The sequence below is a fragment of the Amycolatopsis sp. NPDC045836 genome, assembly GCF_056431745.1.
Genome location: NZ_JBWKKF010000012.1, coordinates 1 through 20506 on the forward strand (window position 1 = coordinate 1; position 20506 = coordinate 20506).

A 20506-nucleotide genomic window follows, 5' to 3' on the forward strand; every position below is an offset into this window, starting at 1 on the left:
ATCAGGCGAGCACGGGCCGCGACCAGCGTGCACGCGTCCTCCAGCGACAGCACCCCGGCCACGTGCGCCGCGGCGATCTCCCCGATCGAATGCCCGGCGAGCCGGTCGGCCCGCAGTCCCAGGTGCGTAGCCAGCCGGTACAACGCCACCTCGATGGCGAACAACGCGGGCTGCGCCCAGCCGGTCTGCTGCAGCAACTCGGTGTCGGACCCCCAGATCACCTCACGCAGCGGGCGGTCCAGTTCCACGTCGAGGTGGGCGGCCACCGCGTCGAAGGCGTCGGCGAACACCTCGAACCGGTCGTACAGCTCCCGGCCCATGCCGAGCCGCTGCGAACCCTGCCCGGCGAACAGGAACGCGGTCCGCCCCTCGCCCCGGCGCACCGAACCACGGGCGCCCTCGGTCACGTCCCCGCCGCCGACCAGCAGCACCGAGCGGTGCGCGAAGGCCGAACGGGTGGTGGCCAGCGAGTACGCGATGTCCACGGTGCCCAGTTCGGGGTGCTCGGCGGCGAAGGCGCGCACGCGCTCGGCCTGCGCCGCCAGCGCGTCCTTGGTGCGCCCGGAAACCAGCCACGGCACCACGGTCGGTGTGATCGCGGCCGGGGTCACGGCGGGATCGGCCGCCGGGGCCTGCTCCAGCACCACGTGCGCGTTGGTCCCGCTGACGCCGAAGGCCGAAACCCCGGCCCGGCGCGGGCGCCGCACCTCCGGCCACGGCCGCGCCTCGTCGAGCAGCGACACCGCGCCCGCGGTCCAGTCCACATGGGACGAAGGCGCGTCCACGTGCAGCGTCTTCGGCAGCACCCCGTGCCGCATCGCCATGACCATCTTGATCACGCCGGCCACCCCGGCGGCGGCCTGCGCGTGCCCGATGTTCGACTTGATCGACCCCAGCCACAGCGGCTCGGCGCGGTCGGACCCGAAGGTGCCGAGCAGCGCCTGCGCCTCGATCGGGTCACCCAGCGTGGTGCCGGTGCCGTGGGCCTCGACCGCGTCGATCTCGGCCGTGGTCACCCCGGCGTCGGCCAGCGCCTGCCGGATCACCCGCTGCTGCGACGGGCCGTTGGGTGCGGTGAGGCCGTTGGAGGCACCGTCGGAGTTGACCGCCGAGCCCTTGAGCACCCCCCAGACCCGGTGGCCGTTGGCGATGGCGTCGGACAGCCGTTCCAGCACCAGCATCCCGGCGCCCTCGGCCCAGGCCGTGCCGTCGGCCGCCTCGGCGAAGGCCTTGCAGCGGCCGTCGGCGGCCAGCCCGCCCTGCGTGGTGAACTCGATGAACGAATCGGGGCTGGCCATCACCGAAACCCCACCGGCCAGCGCCAGCCCGCACTCCCCGGCCCGCAGCGCCCGGGTGGCCCAGTGCATGGCCACCAGCGAGGAGGAGCACGCCGTGTCGACGGTGACCGCCGGGCCCTCCAGCCCGAGGTTGTAGGCCAGCCGCCCGGACATCACGCTGGCGGTGTTGCCGGTCGCCACGTAACCCTGCACGTCGGCCGAGGCCCGGCGCAGCACGCTCGGGTAGTCCTGGCCGTTGGTGCCGACAAAAACGCCGGTCTGGCTGCCCCGCAGCTTCGCCGGGTCGATCCCGGCGCGCTCCAGCGCCTCCCACGCGGTTTCCAGCACCAGCCGCTGCTGCGGGTCCATCGCCAGCGCCTCACGCGGGCTGATGCCGAAGAAGGCGGCGTCGAAGTCGGCGACCCCGCTGAGGAAACCGGCCTCGCGGGTGGCCGAAGCCCCCTTGGCGAGCATGCCGAGGTCCCAGCCGCGGTCGTCGGGGAACGCGCTGACCCCGTCGCGGCCCTCGGCCAGCAGCTCCCACAGCTCCTCCGGCGAGGTGACCCCGCCGGGGAAGCGGCAGCCGATGCCGACGATCGCGATCGGGTCGTCGGCGACCGGGGTGGTCACCACCGCGGCGGGTGCCGGGACGGTGGCGGTGCCGAGCAGTTCACCCAGCAGGAACTCGGCCAGCGCCCGCGGGGTCGGGTAGTCGTAGATCAGCGACGCGGGCAGGGTGAGCCCGGTCGCGGCGGCCAGCCCGTTGCGCAGTTCCAGCGTGGTCAGCGAGTCGAAACCGAGATCGCTGAACGCCCGGTCCGGCTCGACCTCGCTCGCGTCGGCGTGCCCGAGCACCGCGGCGACCTGGGTGCGCAGCATTTCCAGCACCCGGCGGGACCGCTCGGCCTCGCCCAGCGCGGCCAGTTCGTGCCCGGCAGGCGGCTGCTCGGTGTCCGCGCCGCCGACCTCACGCAGCCGCCGCACCTCGGGCAGGTCCGCGGCGAACGGCGCCGGGCGCAGCGCGGTCAGCGCCGGGTAGTAGCGGGTCCAGTCGATGTCGGCGACCACCAGCGTGGTCCGGTCGTGCTCGATCGCCTGCTTCAACGCGGAGATCGCCAGCTCGGGTGCCATCGGGCTGAGGCCGCCGCGCTTGAGCCGGTTCGCCACCGCGTCGGCCGAATCGGCGACCATGCCGCCTTCGGCCCACGGGCCCCAGGCGATCGAGGTCGCCACCAGGCCGTGGGCCCGGCGGTGCTCGGCGAGCGCGTCGAGGTAGGCGTTCGCGGCGGCGTAGTTGCCCTGCCCGGCCGCGCCGATCACGCCCGCGGTCGAGGAGTACAGCACGAACGCCGACAGGTTCCCGGTCAGCTCGTGCAGGTTCTTCGCGGCGATCGCCTTGGACCGCATGACGGCTTCGAACGACTCCGGGGTCAGCGCGTCGACGAGCCCGTCTTCGACCACCCCGGCGGTGTGGACCACCGCGGTGACCGGGTGCTCGGCGAGCACGGCGGCCAGCGCGTCGCGGTCCGCCACATCGCAGGCCCTGATGGTGATGCGCTCGTCCGCGAGATCGGCCGCACCGGGTGCGTCCGGGCCGCGGCGGCTGAGCACGAGCACGTGCTCGGCGCCGTTGTCCAGCAGCCAGCGGGTGAGGTGCCTGCCGAGGCCACCGGTGCCGCCGGTGACCAGCACCGTGCCGGACGGCTCGAACACGCGGCGGGGCTCGGGTCCGGCCGGCCGGTGGACCAGGCGGCGGGCGTAGACCCCGGACGGCCGCACGGCCACCTGGTCCTCGTCGCCGGCCAGCACCCCCGGCAGCCGCCGCAGCGTGGCGCGGTCCAGTTCGGCGGGCAGGTCGAGCAGCCCGCCCCAGCGGTCCGGGTGCTCCAGCGCGACCACCCGGCCGAAGCCCCAGACCGCGGCCTGCTCGGGCTCGGTCAGCGGTTCGGACCGGCCCACCGACACCGCGCCGGTGGTGGCGCACCACAGCGGCGCGTCGATGCCGGTGTCCCCCAGCGCCTGGACCGCGGCCGTGGTGGTGCGCAGGTCGAGCAGGGCCAGCACCCCGCCGAGGCGGGTGCCGGGCAGGCCGAGGCCACGCAGGCGCCCGGCCAGTTCGGCGCGGTCGTGCCCGGGTACCTCGACCAGCGTGGTTTCCACGCCGAGCGCGTCGGCGAGCGCGGTGACCCGTTCGTCGGCCACCGGCGCGAGCACCAGCCACGGCCCGGTCAGCGGCTTGGCCCCGGCCTCCACCGGCTTCCAGGTCACCGCGTAGCACCAGCCGTCCACAGTGGACAACTGCTGCCGTCGGCGCCGCCAGGTGGACAGCGCGGGCACCATCGCGGTGACCGTCTCGCCGTCGAGGTCCAGGGTTTCGGCGAGCGAAGCCACGTCGGCGCGTTCGACGGCGGACCAGAACTCGGCGTCCACCGGACCGGCGGCGTCCACCGCGGCGGGAGCGCTGGTCTCCGGCCAGAACCGCTGGTGCTGGAACGGGTACGTCGGCAGCTCGATCGGCCGCCCGCCGGTCCTGGCGAAGAACGCCGCCCAGTCGACCCGCACGCCGTGGACGTGCAGGCCGGTCAGCGCCCCGAGCAGCGCGGTGACCTCGGACCGGTCGCGGCGCAGGGCGGGCAGCAGCAACGCGTCCTCGTCCAGGCTCTCGCGGGCCATGCCGGAAAGCACACCGTCGGGGCCGAGTTCGAGGAAGTTCCGCACGCCCTCGCCCGCCAGCCACGCGATGCTGTCGGCGAACCGGACGGTGTCACGCACGTGGCCGACCCAGTGGTCCACCGAGGTCACGTCCCCCCGCACGGGGATGCGGGCTTCGTGGAAGGTCAGGCCCTCGATGGCGGTGCGGAAGTCGTCCAGCATCGGGTCCATCAGCGGCGAGTGGAACGCGTGGGACACGGTGAGCCGCTTGGTCTTGCGCCCCGGGAACTGGGCCACGACCGCTTCGACGGCGTCCTCGGCACCCGAGAGCACGAGGGAGTCCGGGCCGTTGACGGCCGCGATCGACACGCCCTCGGTCAGCTGGACCTCGTCCTCGGCGGCCTCGATCGCCACCATGGCCCCACCGGCCGGCAGCGCCTGCATCAACCGGCCACGCGCGGCGACCAGCTTCGCGGCGTCCTCCAGGGAGAACACCCCCGCGACGTGGGCCGCGGCGATTTCACCGATCGAATGCCCGGCCAGGTAGTCCGGCTTCAGGCCCCACGACTCGGCCAGCCGGAACAACGCCACTTCGAGCGCGAACAACGCGGGCTGGGTGTAACCGGTCTCGTCGAGCGCCGCGGCGTCTTCCCACATCACCTCGCGCAGCGGCCGGTCCAGTTCGGCGTCGAAGTGCGCGCACACGGCGTCGAGCGCGTCGGCGAAGACCTCGAACCGGTCGTACAGCTCGCGGCCCATGCCGAGGCGCTGCGAGCCCTGACCGGTGAACAGGAAGGCGAGCCTGCCGCGGACGGCGGTGCCGCGCACCAGCCCGGCACCCGGCTGCCCGTCACGCAGGGCGGTCAGCCCGCGCACCAGCTCCCCGGTGTCGGCGGCCACCACGGCCGCGCGGTGCTCGAAGGTGGACCGCGTGGTCGCCAGCGCGGCCGCCACGTCGGTCAGGTGCTTCTCCGGCGAGGCGGACAAGGTGGACAGCAGCCGCCCGGCCACCGCCCGCAGCGCGTCCTCGGTGCGGGCCGAGACCAGCACCGGCATCGGCCCGGACTCGGTGACCACGGCCGGGCTCTCGACCGGTTCGGCCTGCTCGGCCTGCTCCAGGATGGCGTGCACGTTCGTGCCGCTGAGCCCGAACGAGGACACCCCGGCCCGGCGCGGGCGGCCGGTCTCCGGCCACGGCGTCGTGTCGGTGAGCAGCTCGATCGCGCCGGACTCCCAGTCCACGTGCGACGAGGGCCGGTCCACGTGCAGGGTCTTGGGCAGCACCCCGTGCCGCAGCGCCAGCACCATCTTGATCACGCTGGCCACGCCCGAGGCCATCTGCGTGTGGCCGATGTTCGACTTGACCGAACCGAGCAGCAGCCGCCTGCCGGTGGCCTGCCCGTAGGTGGCCAGCAGCGCCTGCGCCTCGATCGGGTCACCCAGCGCGGTGCCGGTGCCGTGCCCGTCGACCGCGTCCACCTCGGCCGGGTCGAGTTCGGCGTTGGCCAGCGCCTGCCGGATCACCCGCTGCTGCGCGGGGCCGTTGGGTGCGGTGAGCCCGTTCGACGCGCCGTCCTGGTTCATCGCGGACCCGCGCACCACGGCGAGCACTTCGTGCCCGTTGCGCCGGGCGTCGGACAGCCGCTCCAGCAGCACCAGGCCGACGCCTTCGGCCAGCGTCATGCCGTCGGCGGCGTCGGAGTAGGCCTTGCACCGGCCGTCCCGCGCGAGCGCCCGCTGGCGGCTGAAGCCGACGAACGCGCCCGGCGTGGCCATCACGCTGACCCCACCGGCCAGCGCGAGCGAGCTTTCCCCGCCCCGCAGCGACTGGCAGGCCAGGTGCATCGCGACCAGCGAGGAGGAGCAGGCGGTGTCGATGGTGACCGCGGGACCCTCCAGCCCGAACAGGTAGGACACCCGGCCGGAGAGCACGCTGGACAGCGTGCCGGTGATCATGTGCCCCTCGGACGCGCCCGCCGCGTCCGTGCCGCCGGTCGAGTAGTCCTGGTAGCTGGCGCCGATGAAGGCACCGGTCAGGCTGCCGCGCAGGGACACCGGGTCGATCCCGGCCCGCTCGATCGCCTCCCAGGCGGTTTCCAGCAGCAGCCGCTGCTGCGGATCCATCGCCAGCGCCTCACGCGGGCTGATGCCGAAGAAACCGGGGTCGAAGTCCGCCACGTCGTGCAGGAAGCCGCCCTGCACCGAGTAGGTGCCGCCTGGGCGGTCCGGATCCGGGTCGAACAGGGCGCCGGCGTCCCAGCCGCGGTCGGCCGGGAACCCGGAGATGGCGTCGACCCCGCCGAGCACCAGCTCCCAGAGGTCCTCCGGCGAGCTGACCCCGCCGGGGTAGCGGCAGGCCATGCCGACGATGGCGATCGGCTCGCCGTCGGCGGCGGAGGCCACCACCGGGGTGTCGGCGCGGCCCGGCCCGCCCTCGATCTGGCCGAGCAGGAACTCCACCAGCGCGAGCGGGTTCGGGTGGTCGAAGACCATCGTGGTGGGCAGGGTGAGCCCGGTCGCCGCGGCGAGCCGGTTGCGCAGGTCGACCGCGGTGATCGAGTCGAAGCCGAGCTCGCGGAACGCCCGGTGCTCGGACAGTTCGGCCGGTGAGGAGTGCCCGAGCACGGTGGCCACCTGCGTGCGCACCAGGTCGAGCAGCACCCGCTCCTGCTCGGCGGCGGGCAGCGAGCGCAACCGGCTGGCGAAGCCGCCGTCGTCCTTCGGGGTGGTGCTCGCGGCTTCCTCGGCCAGCTGCCGGACCTCGGGGATTTCATCGAACAGCGTGGTCGGGCGGGTGGCGGTGAACACCGGGTGGTAGCGGGTCCAGTCGACGTCGGCGATCGCCACGTCGGTGTCGTTCCCGTCGAGCGCGCGGCCCAGCGCGGACAGCGCCGGCCTGGCCTTCATGAACACCAGGCCGCTGCGGCGGATCTGCTCCGGGTCGACGCGGCCGAGGCCGAGGTCGTCGGCCCAGATGCCCCAGGACACCGCGGTCGCGGGCAGGCCGCGGCCACGCCGGTTCTCCGCGAGCGCGTTGAGGTAGGCGTTGGCGGCGACGTACGCGCCGTGCCTGCCGCTGCCCCACATGCCGGAGATCGACGAGAACATCACGAACGAGTCGAGTTCCTCGTCGATCAGCGCGTCCAGGTGCTCGGCCCCGCGGACCTTGGCGCCGACCACCTGGCCGAAGGCGTCCGGGGTGGACTCGGCGAGGGTGTGCAGGCCGATCACCGCGGCGGTGTGGATGACGTTGCGGATCCGGTGGCCGCCGGCCCGCAGGCCGTCGAGCATGGCCGCCACGGCGTCGCGGTCGGAGATGTCGCAGGACACCGCCGACGCGTCGGAGCCCAGTTCCCGCAGGGCTTCCACCAGTTCGGGTGCCCCGGGTGCGCCGATGCCGCGGCGGCTGATCAGCACGATCCGCTCGGCGCCCTGGTGGGCCAGCCAGTGCGCGACGTGCGGGCCGAGCGTGCCGGTGCCGCCGGTGATCAGCGTGGTGCCCCGCGGCTGCCACCCGCGGGCGCGGTCCGGCCGGGCCGGCGCCCGGACGATCCGGCGGGCCAGCGTGCCGGAGGCGCGGACGGCGAACTGGTCCTCGCCGTCCGGGTCGGCCAGCACCGCGGCCAGGCGCTGCCCGGCCCGCGGGTCCAGCTTCTCCGGCAGGTCGACCACACCGCCCCAGCGCTGCGGGTGCTCCAGTGCGACGGTCCAGCCGACGCCCATCACCTGCGCCTGCACCGGATTGGCCAGCTTGTCCGACCGGCCGGTGGACACCGCGCCCCGGGTCAGGAACCACAATGGAGCTTCACAGTTCTGCACCAGCTTCACGCTGAGCTCGAGCCCCCGGGCCAGCGCGGGTTCGGTCTCGCTCGGCTCCTCGGCCATGGCCAGCACGGACACCACACCGGTTACCCCGTCGGTGTCCAAAGTGGAGCCGTCGTAGACGACCCGCCGCACGTCGGCGCCGTGCTCGGTCAACGCCGTGAAAACGTCCTCGTCGTCGACGCCGTCGGCGGTGACCAGCAGCCAGGTGCCGGACAAGGTGCCCTGACCACCGCTCAACGGCTTCCAGCTGACCCGGTACCGCCACGAATCCGCGGTGGACTGCTCGCGCTGCTGCTGGCGCCACGAGTTCAACGCGGGCAGCACCGCCGCCAGCGACTCCTCGTCCACGTGCAGGCTGGAGGTGAGCGTCGCCAGGTCGGCGCGCTCGACGGCGGCCCAGAACGCGGTGTCCACCGGGTCGGCCCCGGCGGGCTGCTCGGGCAGCTGTGCCCCACCGGGGCCGCCGACCCAGTACCGCTCGTGCTGGAAGGCGTAGGTGGGCAGGTCCACCCGGCGCGCACCGGTGCCCTCGAAGGCAGCCGCCCAGTCGACGGCCACCCCGCGCACGAACACCTCGGCGGCCGAGGTCAGCAGCCGCTCCAGGCCACCGAGGTCGCGCCGCAGCGTACCGGCCACCACGCCCCGTGCCCCGGCGTCGGCGAGCGTGTCCTCCACGCCGACGGTGAGCACCGGGTGCGAGCTGACCTCGATGAACGCCTGGTGCCCGGCGATCACCAGGTCGCGGAGGGCACCGGCCAGCCGCACCGGCTGACGCAGGTTCCGGTACCAGTAGTCGGCGGTCAGCTCCGGACCGTCGACCCATTCGCCGGTGACCGTGGACAGGAACGGGATCCGCGGGCGCCGCGGGTCCAGCCCGTGCAGGTCGCGCCGGATCTCGTCGTGGAGGTCTTCGACGTGCGCGGAGTGCGAGGCGTAGTCCACCGCGATCCGGCGCACGCGCACGCCTTCCGCGGCCAGGGTTTCCAGCAGTTCGTCCAGCGCCTCGGGGTCACCGGAGACGGCGACCGTGCGCGGGCCGTTCTCGGCGGCCAGCGACAACCGCCCGTTCCAGGCGGTCAGCCGCGCTTCGACCTCGGCGGCGGGCAGCGCGACCGACGCGATGCCCCCGCGTCCGGCCAGTTCACGGGCGATCGCCTGGCTGCGCAGGGCGACCACCTTCGCGGCGTCCTCCAGCGACAGCGCCCCGGAAACGCAGGCGGCGGCGATCTCACCCTGCGAGTGCCCGACGACGGCGTCCGGGACCACGCCGTGGGAACGCCACACCTCGGCCAGCGAAACCATCACCGCGAACGACGCCGGCTGGACCACGTCGACGCGGTCCAGCGGAGGTGCGCCCTCGGCCCCACGCAGCACGTCGAGCAGCGACCAGTCCAGGTAGGGGGCGAGCGCGGCGGCGCATTCGGCGATCCGCGCGGCGAACACCGGCGACTCGTCGATCAGCTGCGCGCCCATGCCCGCCCACTGGGCCCCCTGCCCGGGGAACACGAAGGTGAGCCCGCCGTCGAGGTCGGCCACCCCCCGCACCTCGGCCGCGCCGATCCGCACCAGGCGGTGTTCGAACTTCGACCGCGTGGTGGCCAGCGAGAACCCGACGTCGACCGGCCGCAGGCCCTCGACCGCGGGCAGCAGGTTGGCGAGCTGCGCCTCCAGCGCGGCCTCGCTGCGGGCCGAGAGCACCCACGGCACCACCTCGCCCGGCTGCTCGATGACCACCGGCGCGGGCGTCACCGAGACCGGCGGTGCCTCTTCGAGAATGGTGTGCGCGTTGGTGCCGCTGATGCCGAACGAGGAGATCGCGCAGCGGCGCGGGCGCCCGCCGGCCGCCCATTCGGTGCGCTCGTGCAGCAGCGACAGCGCGCCGGAGCTCCAGTCCACGTGGGACGAAGGCGTACCGGCGTGCAGGGTCCGCGGCAGCACGCCGTTGCGCAGCGCCATCACCATCTTGATCACGCTGGCCACACCGGCCGCGGACTGCGCGTGCCCGATGTTCGACTTGACCGAGCCGAGCCGCAGCGGCCGCCCGGGGTCGCGGTCGCGGCCGTAGGTGGCCAGCAGCGCCTGCGCCTCGATCGGGTCACCCAGCGCGGTGCCGGTGCCGTGCGCGTCGATGGCGTCCACATCGGACGGCCGCACCCCGGCGTTCGCCAGCGCCTGCATGATCACGCGCTGCTGCGAGGGACCGTTGGGCGCGGAAAGGCCGTTCGACGCCCCGTCCTGGTTGACCGCGCTGCCGCGCACCACGGCGAGGACCGGGTGGCCGTTGCGCTCGGCGTCGGACAGCTTCTCCACCAGCAGCACGCCGATGCCCTCGGACAGGGTCATGCCGTCGGCGGAGTCGGAGAACGCCTTGCAGCGGCCGTCCTGCGCGAGCGCGCGCTGGCGGCTGAACGCGATCAGCGGCTTGGGGTTGGGCATCACCGTGGCACCGGCGGCCAGCGCCAGCGTGCTTTCGCCACTGCGCAGCGACTGGCAGGCCAGGTGCAGTGCGACCAGCGACGAGGAGCACGCGGTGTCCACGGTGACCGCCGGGCCTTCGAGGCCGAAGACGTAGGAAACGCGGCCGGAGAGCACGCTCGGGCTGCTGCCGGTCACCGCGTACCCCTCGGAACCACCAGCAGCGCCTTCCCCCATGGCGCCGTACTCGGAGTAGCTGGACCCGATGAACGCCCCGGTCCGGGTGCCGCGCAGCGAAGCCGGGTCGATGCCCGCGCGTTCGATGGCCTCCCAGGTGGTTTCCAGCAGCAGCCGCTGCTGCGGGTCCATGCCGACGGCTTCACGCGGTGAGATGCCGAAGAAGGCCGGGTCGAAGTCACCCGCGGTGTGCAGGTAACCGCCCGCGGTCGAGTAGGTGGTGCCCGGGTGGTCGGGGTCCGGGTCGTAGAGCACGGCCATGTCGAAGCCGCGGTCGCCGGGGAACTCGGTGATCGCGTCGGTGCCCTCGGCGATCAGCTGCCAGAACTCCTCCGGCGTGTTCGCCCCGCCGGGGAAGCGGCAGGCCATGCCGATGATGGCGATCGGCTCGTCGGTGGCCCCGCCGTTGTTCGCCTGCCACACCACGGCGTCCGCGGTCGAGCCGAGCAGTTCGTCGTGCAGGTGGTCGGCCAGCACCTTCGGCGTCGGGTAGTCGAAGATCAGCGTCGCGGGCAGCGTCAGGCCGGTCGCGCCGCCGAGCCGCTGGCGCAGTTCGACCGCGGTCAGCGAGTCGAAACCGATCTCCTGGAACGCCCGCTGCTCGCCGACCTCCTCGGCGGAGCTGTGCCCGAGCACCGCGGCGGCCTCGGCCCGCACCAGCGCGACCAGGCGGCGGCGCTGCTCGGCTTCGGTCAGCTCACGCAGTTCCGCGGCGAAGCCGGACGACGCGCCCGCCTGCTGCTGCTCGGCTTCGGCCAGCGCCTTGACCTCGGGCAGCTCGCTGAGCAGGGCGCTCGGGCGGCGCGAGGTGAACAGCGGGTGGTAGCGGTCCCAGCTGACGTCGGCCACGGTCACCGTCACGTCGCCCTGCACCACCGCGCGGTGCAGTTCGGTGATCGCCGGGGCGGCGTCGAGGAACGCCAGGCCCTGGCGCAGCAGGCTGCCCGACATCTCCTCGTGGGTGGCCATGCCGACCTCGGCCCACGGCCCCCAGGCGATCGAGGTCGCGGTCCGGCCGCGGGCCCGGCGGCGCTCGGCCAGCGCGTCGAGGTAGGCGTTCGCGGCGGCGTAGGCGCTCTGGCCGCCGCTGCCCCACACCCCGGCGATGGAGCCGAACAACACGAAGAGGTCCAGTTCGCGGTCACCGAGCAGGTCGTCGAGGTTCCGCGCGCCGAGCACCTTCGCGGACATGACGTCGGCGAACTCCGGCAGCCCGGTCAGCTCCAGCGGTGCGGACTGCCCGACGCCCGCGGTGTGCACCACCCCGGTCAGCGGCAACGCGGGCGGGATGGCGTCGAGCACGGCGGCCAGCGCGTCGCGGTCGGCGACGTCGCAGGCGACGATCTCCACCCCGGCACCCAGCGCGGTCAGCTCGGCACGCAGTTCGGCCGCGCCGGGGGCGTCCGCGCCGCGGCGGTTGGTGAGCACCAGGTGCTCCGCGCCCCGGCCGGCCAGCCAGCGCGCCACGGCGGCACCGAGGCCACCGGTTCCGCCGGTGACCAGCACGGTGCCACCCGCGGTGAACTCCGCCGCGGCGGGCAGCACGTCCACCGGCCGGTGCGCCAGGCGGCGGCCCAGCACCCCGGTGGCCCGGATCGCGGTCTGGTCCTCGTCGCCGGTGAGCACCCCGAGCAGCCGCCGCAACACGCCGGCGTCGACCTCCTCGGGCAGGTCGACCAGGCCACCCCAGCGCTGGGCGTACTCCAGCGCGGCCACCCGGCCGAAGCCCCAGACGGCGGCCTGCGGCGGTGAAGCCACCTCGTCGCCTTGGCCGGTGCTCACCGCCCCGCGGGTCAGCGTCCACAGTGGAGCGTCGAGGGTGCGCAGCACCGAGATGGTCAGCGCGAGCCCGGTGGACAGCACCGGGTGCGGTTCGTAGGGCCGGTCGTCCAGCGCCAGCAGCGAAACCACGCCCGCGACCGCACCGAGGCCGGTCAGCCGTTCGGTGATCGGGCCCTGCTCGGCGCACGCGGCGTCCAGCTCGAGCTGCCTGGCCTCGGCGCCGTGCGCGGCCAGCAGTTCGCGGACCTGCCCGGCCAGTTCGGTGTCCGCTTCGCCGGTCAGCACCAGCCACTGGCCGCTGAGCACCGGGGTGGCCCCGGTCCGCAGCGGGGTCCACTTGATCTGGTAGCGCCACGAGTCCAGCAGCGACTTCTGCTGGTTGCTCTGCCGCCACGAGGACAACGCGGGAAGCAGCGCGTCGAGCGAGGACTGCTGCTGCTCACCCAGGTGCAGCAGGGCGGCCAGCTCGTTCGCGTCGCCGCGTTCGATCGCCGCCCACAGCCGCTCGTCGCCGGGGTCACCGGGGCCACCGCCGAAACCGGCGGGTGGTTCGGGCGCCTGCGGCCAGTAGTACGAGTGCTGGAAGGCGTAGGTCGGCAGGTCCACCCGCCGCACCCCGCGGCCCTCGAAGAAGCTCGGCCAGCCGACCGGCACACCGTGCAGGTGCAGCCGGGTCAGCGCGGTCACGCACGTGGCTTCCTCACCACGACCGGCGCGCTGGACGGCGACCACGGTGCCGTCGTCCTCGCCGAGCACCTCCTGCACCATCGGCGAAAGCGCGGCGTCCGGGCCCAGCTCGACGAACGTCCGCACGCCGGAGTCGTGCAGCGTGCGCACGCCGTCGGCGAACCGGACGGCCTCGCGGACGTGCCGCACCCAGTAGTCGGGGGACGACAGCGCGTCGGTGTCGAAGTGCCCGGTCAGGTTGGCCACCACGGGGATCTTGGGCGCGGCGAACGCCAGCCCGGCCACGACCTGCCCGAACTCGGCCAGCATGGCGTCCATGTGCGGCGAGTGGAACGCGTGCGACACGCTCAGCCGCTTCGTCTTGCGCCCCGCGAACCGCGCGACGATCGCCTCGACGGCATCCTCGTCACCGGAGAGCACCACGGAACCCGGACTGTTGATCGCCGCGATCGACACACCCTCGGTCAGGGTGATCTCGTCCTCGGTCGCCTGGACGGCCACCATCGCCCCACCCGTGGGCAGCGCCTGCATCAACCGGCCGCGCGCGGCGACCAGCTTGGCCGCGTCGTCCAGGGTGAGCACCTCGGCTACGTGGGCGGCGGTGATCTCCCCGATCGAATGCCCACCCAGGAAGTGGACCTTCACGCCCCACGAGCGGATGAGCCGGAACAACGCCACTTCGACGGCGAAGATCGCGGGCTGCGCCCAGCCGGTCTGGTCCAGCAGGCCGGTCTCGTCATCCCACATGACCTCGCGCAGCGGAAGGTCCAGGTGCGCGTCGAGCGCGTCGGCCACCTCGTCGAAGGCTTCGGCGAACACCGGGAACCGCTGGTACAGCTCACGGCCCATTCCGGCGCGCTGACTGCCCTGCCCGGTGAACAGCATGGCGATCTTGCCCGGACCGGCCTCACCGGTGAGCACCCCGGCGTCCGGGGTGTCGGCGGCCAGCGCGGCGAGCGAACGCAGCAGCGCGTCGCGGTCCTCACCGACCACGGCGGCGCGGTACTCGAAGGCCGACCGCGTGGTCGCCAGCGAATACGCCACGTCAGCCGGTTCCAGTTCCGGCTTGGCGTCCGCAAAGGACAGCAACCGGGCGGCCTGCGCGCGGACGGCGTCGCGGGTCTTGCCCGAGAGCACCCACGGCACCACGCCGTCCGGCGACGGCCGCTGCTCGACCACCACCGGGGCCGGCTGCTCGATGATCACGTGCGCGTTGGTGCCGCTGATGCCGAACGACGAGATGCCCGCACGCCACGGACGGCCCACCTCGGCCAGTTCCTTCGGCTCGGTGAGCAGTTCGATGTCCCCGGCCGCCCAGTCCACGTGGGACGACGGCTGGTCGATGTGCAGGGTCTTCGGCACCACGCCCGCGCGCAGCGCCAGCACCATCTTGATCACCCCGGCCACCCCGGCCGCGGCCTGCGTGTGGCCCAGGTTCGACTTGATCGAGCCGAGCAGCAGCGGCCGCTCGCGGTGTTGCCCATAGGTGGCCAGCAGCGCCTGCGCCTCGATCGGGTCACCCAGCGAGGTCCCGGTGCCGTGCGCCTCCACCGCGTCCACGTCGGCGGTGGTCAGCCCGGCCGAGGCCAGCGCCTGCTGGATCACCCGCTGCTGCGACGGCCCGTTCGGCGCCATCAGGCCGTTGGACGCGCCGTCGGAGTTGATCGCCGAGCCCTTGACCACGGCGAGCACCTCGTGCCCGTGGCGCCGGGCGTCGGACAGCCGCTCCAGCACCAGCACCCCGACGCCTTCGGCCCAGCCGACCCCGTCGGCGGAATCGGCGAACGCCTTGCACCGGCCGTCGGGGGACAGCCCGCGCTGCCGGGAGAACTCGATCAGCGCGATCGGGGTGGACATCACCGTGACCCCGCCGGCCAGGGCGAGCGAGCACTCGCCGTTGCGCAGCGCCTGCGCGGCCAGGTGCAGGGTGACCAGCGAGGACGAGCACGCCGTGTCGACGGTGACCGCCGGGCCCTCCAGGCCCAGGGTGTAGGCGACCCGGCCGGAGACGATGCTCGGTGAGGTGCCGCTGCCCTGGTAGCCCTCGGACGCGCCCCCGCCCATGGCGCCGCCGTAGTCGTTGTACATCACCCCGGCGAACACACCGGTCTGGCTGCCACGCAGGGACACCGGGTCGATCCCGGCCCGCTCGACGGCCTCCCACGACACCTCCAGCAGCAGCCGCTGCTGCGAGTCGGTGGCGACGGCCTCACGCGGGCTCATGCCGAAGAACCCGGCGTCGAACTCGCCCGCGTCGTGCAGGAAGCCGCCGGACCGGGTGTAGGAGGTGCCCGGGTGGTCGGGGTCCGGGTGGTACAGCTTCTCCAGGTCCCAGCCGCGGTCGGCGGGGAAGCCGGAGACGGCGTCCTGCCCGTCGAGCACCAGCTGCCACAGCTGCTCCGGGCTGCCGACCCCGCCGGGGTAGCGGCAGCCCATGCCGACGATGACGATCGGGTCGTCGCCGGTCCTGGTCACCGGGCGGGCCTGCGCCGGGAGCACCGCATCGGCTTCGAACAGCTCCCCGGCCAGGTAGCCGGCCAGCACGTTCGGCGTCGGGTGGTCGAAGACCATGGTGGCGGGCAGGCGCAGGCCGGTGACCGCGGTCAGCCGGTTGCGCAGTTCCACCGAGGTGAGCGAGTCGAAGCCGAGGTCCTTGAACTGGCGGTCGGGCTCGACCTGGCCGCCGTCGGCGTGGCCCAGCACGGCGGCCACCTGGTCGCGGATGAGCTCCAGCAGCACGTCGCGGCGCTCGTCCCCGTCCAGCCCGGACAGCCGCCGCACCAGCGTGTCGGCGACGGCCGTGTGGTCGGGACCGGCCACCGCGGACCGGCGCGACCGGGTGCGGACCAGGCCGCGGAACAGCGGCGGGAGCTCCGGCTGCGCCCGCAGCACGGACAGGTCGAGGCGCAGCGCCAGCACGGCGGCGTCCTCGGTGGTCAGCGCGGCGTCGAACAACGCGACGCCCTGTTCGGTGGTCAGCGCGGGCATACCGGACCGGGCCATGCGCTCGGCGTCGGCGCCCGACAGCATGCCGGTCCGCTCCCACGCACCCCAGCCCAGCGAGGCCGCGGGCAGGCCCTCGGCACGGCGGCGGGCGGCGAGCGCGTCCAGGAAGGCGTTGGCGGCGGCGTAGTTGCCCTGCCCGGGGTTGCCGAAGACCCCGGCGGCCGAGGAGAACACCACGAAGGCCGACAGGTCACCGGTCAGTTCGTGCAGGTGCCAGGTGGCGTCGGCCTTGGGGCGCAGCACGGTGTCCAGGCGGTCCGGGGTCAGCGAGCCGATCGTGCCGTCGTCGAGCACCCCGGCGGTGTGCACCACGGCCCCGATGTCGTGCCGCGCCACCAGTTCGGCGACCTGGGCGCGGTCGGTCACGTCGCAGGCGGCGACCTGGGCGTGCGCACCCAGCTCGGCGAGTTCGGCGACCAGTTCGCCCACGCCTTCGGCGGCCGGGCCGCGGCGGCTGACCAGCAGCAGTTCCCGCACGCCGTGCTCGCCGGCCAGGTGCTTGGCGATGACCTGGCCGAGCCCGCCGGTGCCGCCGGTGACGAGCACCAGCCCGTTCCAGCTCAGCTCCCGCGGCTGCGGCAGCGAACGCGCGAGCCGGGCGGCGTAGACCTTGTTGTGCCGGATGGCCAGCTGCGGCTCGTCGACCCCGATCGCCTTGGTCAGCGGTGCATCTGTGTCGTCGACGTCGATCAGCCCGAAGCGGCCCGGGTTCTCCGACTGCGCCGAGCGCACGAGACCCCAGGCGGTCGCCGCGGCCACGTCGGGCAGGTCGCCCTCGACCGCGGCCACCGCGCCGCGGGTGACGAAGACCAGCCGCGAATCGGCGAAGCGTGCTTCGGACAACCACTCCTGCAACACCCCGAGCACGTGCGCGCTCACCGCGTGCGCCGCTCCGACCGGGTCACCACTGGTTTCGACGGGGTACAGCACCCGGTCCGGTACGTCCATAATGGACGACAGATCGGTGGTCTCCACCCAGGTCGGCTCGGTGGTGGCGTGCTGCGCGGCCACCCAGTCCAGGCGGAACAGCGAGTCGCGGCCCAGCAGCGCGGCGTCGTTCAGCTGCTCGGTGGCGACCGCGCGCAGCACCAGCGTCTCGACCGAGGCGACCGGCTCACCCGCCGCGTCGGCCACCGCGATCGACATCGCGTCGTCACCGATCGGCGAAAGCTTCACCCGCACCGTGGAGGCACCCGTGGCGTGCAGCGACACGCCTTCCCAGGAGAACGGCAGGCCGCCCTGGCTCTCCGGCCCGAACTCGACGAACCGGGAGGCGTGCAGCACCGCGTCCAGCAGCGCGGGGTGCAGTTCGAAGGACTCGTTGTCGACGTCCTCGGGCAGCGCGACTTCGGCGTAGACGTCCTCACCGAGCTGCCACGCGGCCCGCAACCCCCGGAACGACGGGCCGTAGGCGAAACCGTCGGCGGCCAGGCGGTCGTACAGCCCGGTCAGGTCGATCGGCTGCGCGTCCTTCGGCGGGAACTCCGTGGCGTCGAAGGGAACCCGCTTGCTTCCGGTGGTGAGCACCCCGGTGGCGTTCGGGGTCCACGACTGCTCGTCGCCGGTGTCCGGGCGCGAGTAGACGTCGACGGTCCGGCGACCGGCCTGATCGGCGCGGCCGACCCAGAGCTGCACCTGCACCCCGCCCGTTTCGGGCAGCACCAGCGGACCGGTCAGGGTCAGCTCCTCCACCCGGTCGCAGCCGACCTCGTCCCCGGCGCGGATCGCCAGTTCCAGGAACGCCGTGCCGGGCAGCAGCACCCGGCCGGACACCGCGTGGTCGGCCAGCCAGGGGTGCGTGTGCAGCGAAAGGCGGCCGGTGAGCAGCGCGCCGTCGGAGTCGGCCAGCGAGGTGGCGGCGGCCAGCAGCGGGTGCCGGGCGGCACCGAGCCCGGAGGACCGCGGGTCACCGCCGAAGCCGAACCCGCCGCCCTTCGGCCAGTACCGCCTGGTCTGGAAGGCATAGGTCGGCAGGTCGATGCGGGTGGCACCGGTGCGGGCGAAGTACTCGCTCCAGCGCACCGGAATTCCGCTGACGTGCAGCGTGGACAACGCGGTGGTGGCGGTTTCGACCTCTTCGCGACCGGCACGCAGCACCGGTACCGCGACCACGTCCTCGGCCGTTTCCTGCACCATCGCCGACAACACGCCGTCCGGCCCCAGCTCCAGGAAGGTGCCGACGCCGTGCCCGCGCAGCCACGCGACCCCGTCGGCGAACCGCACGGCCTGCCGGACGTGGTCCACCCAGTAGTCCGCCGAGGTGACCTGTTCCACGCGGGCCAGTTCACCGGTCAGGTTGGAGACGAACGGGATCAGCGGTGCCTGCAGGTCGATTTCCTCGACCACGGCGCGGAAGTCGTCGAGCATGGCGTCCATGCGCGGCGAGTGGAACGCGTGCGACACGCTCAGCCGCTTCGTCTTGCGCCCCGCGAACCGCGCGACGATCGCCTCGACGGCATCCTCGTCACCGGAGAGCACCACGGAACCCGGACTGTTGATCGCCGCGATCGACACACCCTCGGTCAGGGTGATCTCGTCCTCGGTCGCCTGGAGGGCCACCATCGCGCCACCGGTCGGCAGCGCCTGCATCAGCCGACCGCGGGCGGAGACCAGTTTCGCCGCGTCCTCGAGGGACATGACCCCGGCGACGTGAGCCGCCGCGAGCTCGCCGATCGAATGCCCGGCGAGGAAGTCCGGCTTGAGCCCCCACGATTCGGCGAGGCGGAACAACGCCACCTCGACGGCGAACAACGCGGGCTGCGCGTGGCCCGTCTCGTTCAGCGCCTCGGGGTCGTCGCCCCACATCACCTCGCGCACGTCGAGGTGGCCGAGCACCTCGTCCAGCGCCGCGGCGAACACCGGGAACCGCTGGTACAGCTCGCGTCCCATGCCCAAGCGCTGCGCCCCCTGCCCGGTGAACAGGAACGCCGTCTTGGACCGGTGGTGCGTGGTGCCGGTCAGCGTGCCCGGAGCGGCCTGGCCGGCGGCCAGCGCGGTCAGCCCGGCACGCAGGTTCGCCGAGGGCACCACGGCCCGGTGCTCGAAGCTCGCCCGGGTGGTCGCCAGCGAGAAGGCGAGGTCGAGCAACGGCGGTTCGCCGTCCAGCACCGACAGGATGCGCTCGGCCTGCGCCCGCAGCGCCTCCCGGCTGCGGCCGGAGACGAGCACCGGCACCGCACCGGCCTCGACCAGTTCGGCGGGCTCGCCGTCGACCACCGGTTCCGGGGCCTGCTCGATGATGGTGTGGGCGTTGGTCCCGCTGATGCCGAACGAGGACACCGCCGCGCGCTTCGGCTCCCCGGTCTCCGGCCACGGGGTGTTCTCGGTGACCAGCTCCACCGCACCGGCCGTCCAGTCCACGTGGGAGGTCGGCCGGTCGATGCCGAGCGACTTCGGCAGCACCCCGTGCCGCATCGACATGATCATCTTGATCACGCCCGCCACCCCGGCGGCGGCCTGGGTGTGGCTGATGTTCGACTTGATCGAGCCGAGCAGCAGCGGCCGCTCGCGGTTCCGGCTGCGTTGTCCATAGGTGGCCAGCAGCGCCTGCGCTTCGACCGGGTCGCCGAGCGTGGTGGCCGTGCCGTGCGCCTCCACCACGTCGATCTGGTCCTCGGACAGCCGCGCGTTGATCAGCGCCTGCTGGATCACCCGCTGCTGCGACGGCCCGTTCGGCGCGGTCAGCCCGTTCGACGCACCGTCCTGGTTGACCGCGGAACCCCGCAGCACGGCGAGCACCTCGTGCCCGTTGCGCTGCGCGTCCGACAGCCGCTCCAGCACCAGCACCCCGGCGCCCTCGGCCCAGCCGGTGCCGTCGGCCGACTCGGCGAACGAGCGGCACAGCCCGTCCGGCGACAGCCCGCCCTGCCTGCTGAACTCGACGATGGTGGTGGGGCTGGACATGATCGTGGCGCCACCGGCCAGCGCCAGCTCGCACTCGCCGTTGCGCAGCGACTGCGTGGCCAGGTGCATGGCGACCAGCGAGGACGAGCACGCGGTGTCCACGGTGACCGCCGGGCCGACAAAACCGAAGGTGTAGGCGATCCGGCCGGACAGCACGCTGTTGGAGTTGCCGAGCAGCTGGAAGCCCTCGCCGCCCTCACCCGGGCCGACCTGGTAGTCCTGCGCCATGGCGCCGACAAAAACCGCGGTCTGCGTGCCCTTGATCGAGGTCGGGTCGATGCCGGCGCGTTCGAGCGCTTCCCAGGTGACCTCCAGCAGCACGCGCTGCTGCGGGTCCATCGACAACGCCTCGCGCGGGGAGATCCGGAAGAAGTCGGCGTCGAACTCGGGGGCGTCGTGCAGGAAGCCCCCGGAGCGGGTGTTCGACAGCGCCAGCATCTCGGGGTTCCAGCCGCGGTCGGCCGGGAACTCGGTGATGCCGTGCTCCCCGGCGATCACCATCTCCCACAGCTGCTCCGGGGTGCGCACCCCGCCCGGGTAGCGGCAGCCGATGCCGACGATGGCGATCGGCTCCTGCGACGCGGCCTCCAGCTCGGTCAGCCGCTGCCGCGTCCGGCGGAGGTCCGCGCTGGCGCGGCGGAGGTAGTCCCGGAGCTTCTGTTCGTTGTCCATCTCAACTCAACCCATCTCGGCAACCGGACGGCCGGGTAGGAACGCGGGAC

1 protein-coding gene is annotated in these 20506 nt (G+C 73.6%); it reads right to left on the reverse strand.

The window, feature by feature from the left end; all coding sequences use genetic code 11:
- The coding region (locus AC07EG_RS23090) for a type I polyketide synthase (RefSeq protein WP_478255229.1) at positions 1–20456 on the reverse strand (20456 nt) is incomplete at its 3' end.
- Positions 20457–20506: the final 50 nt, after the last annotated feature.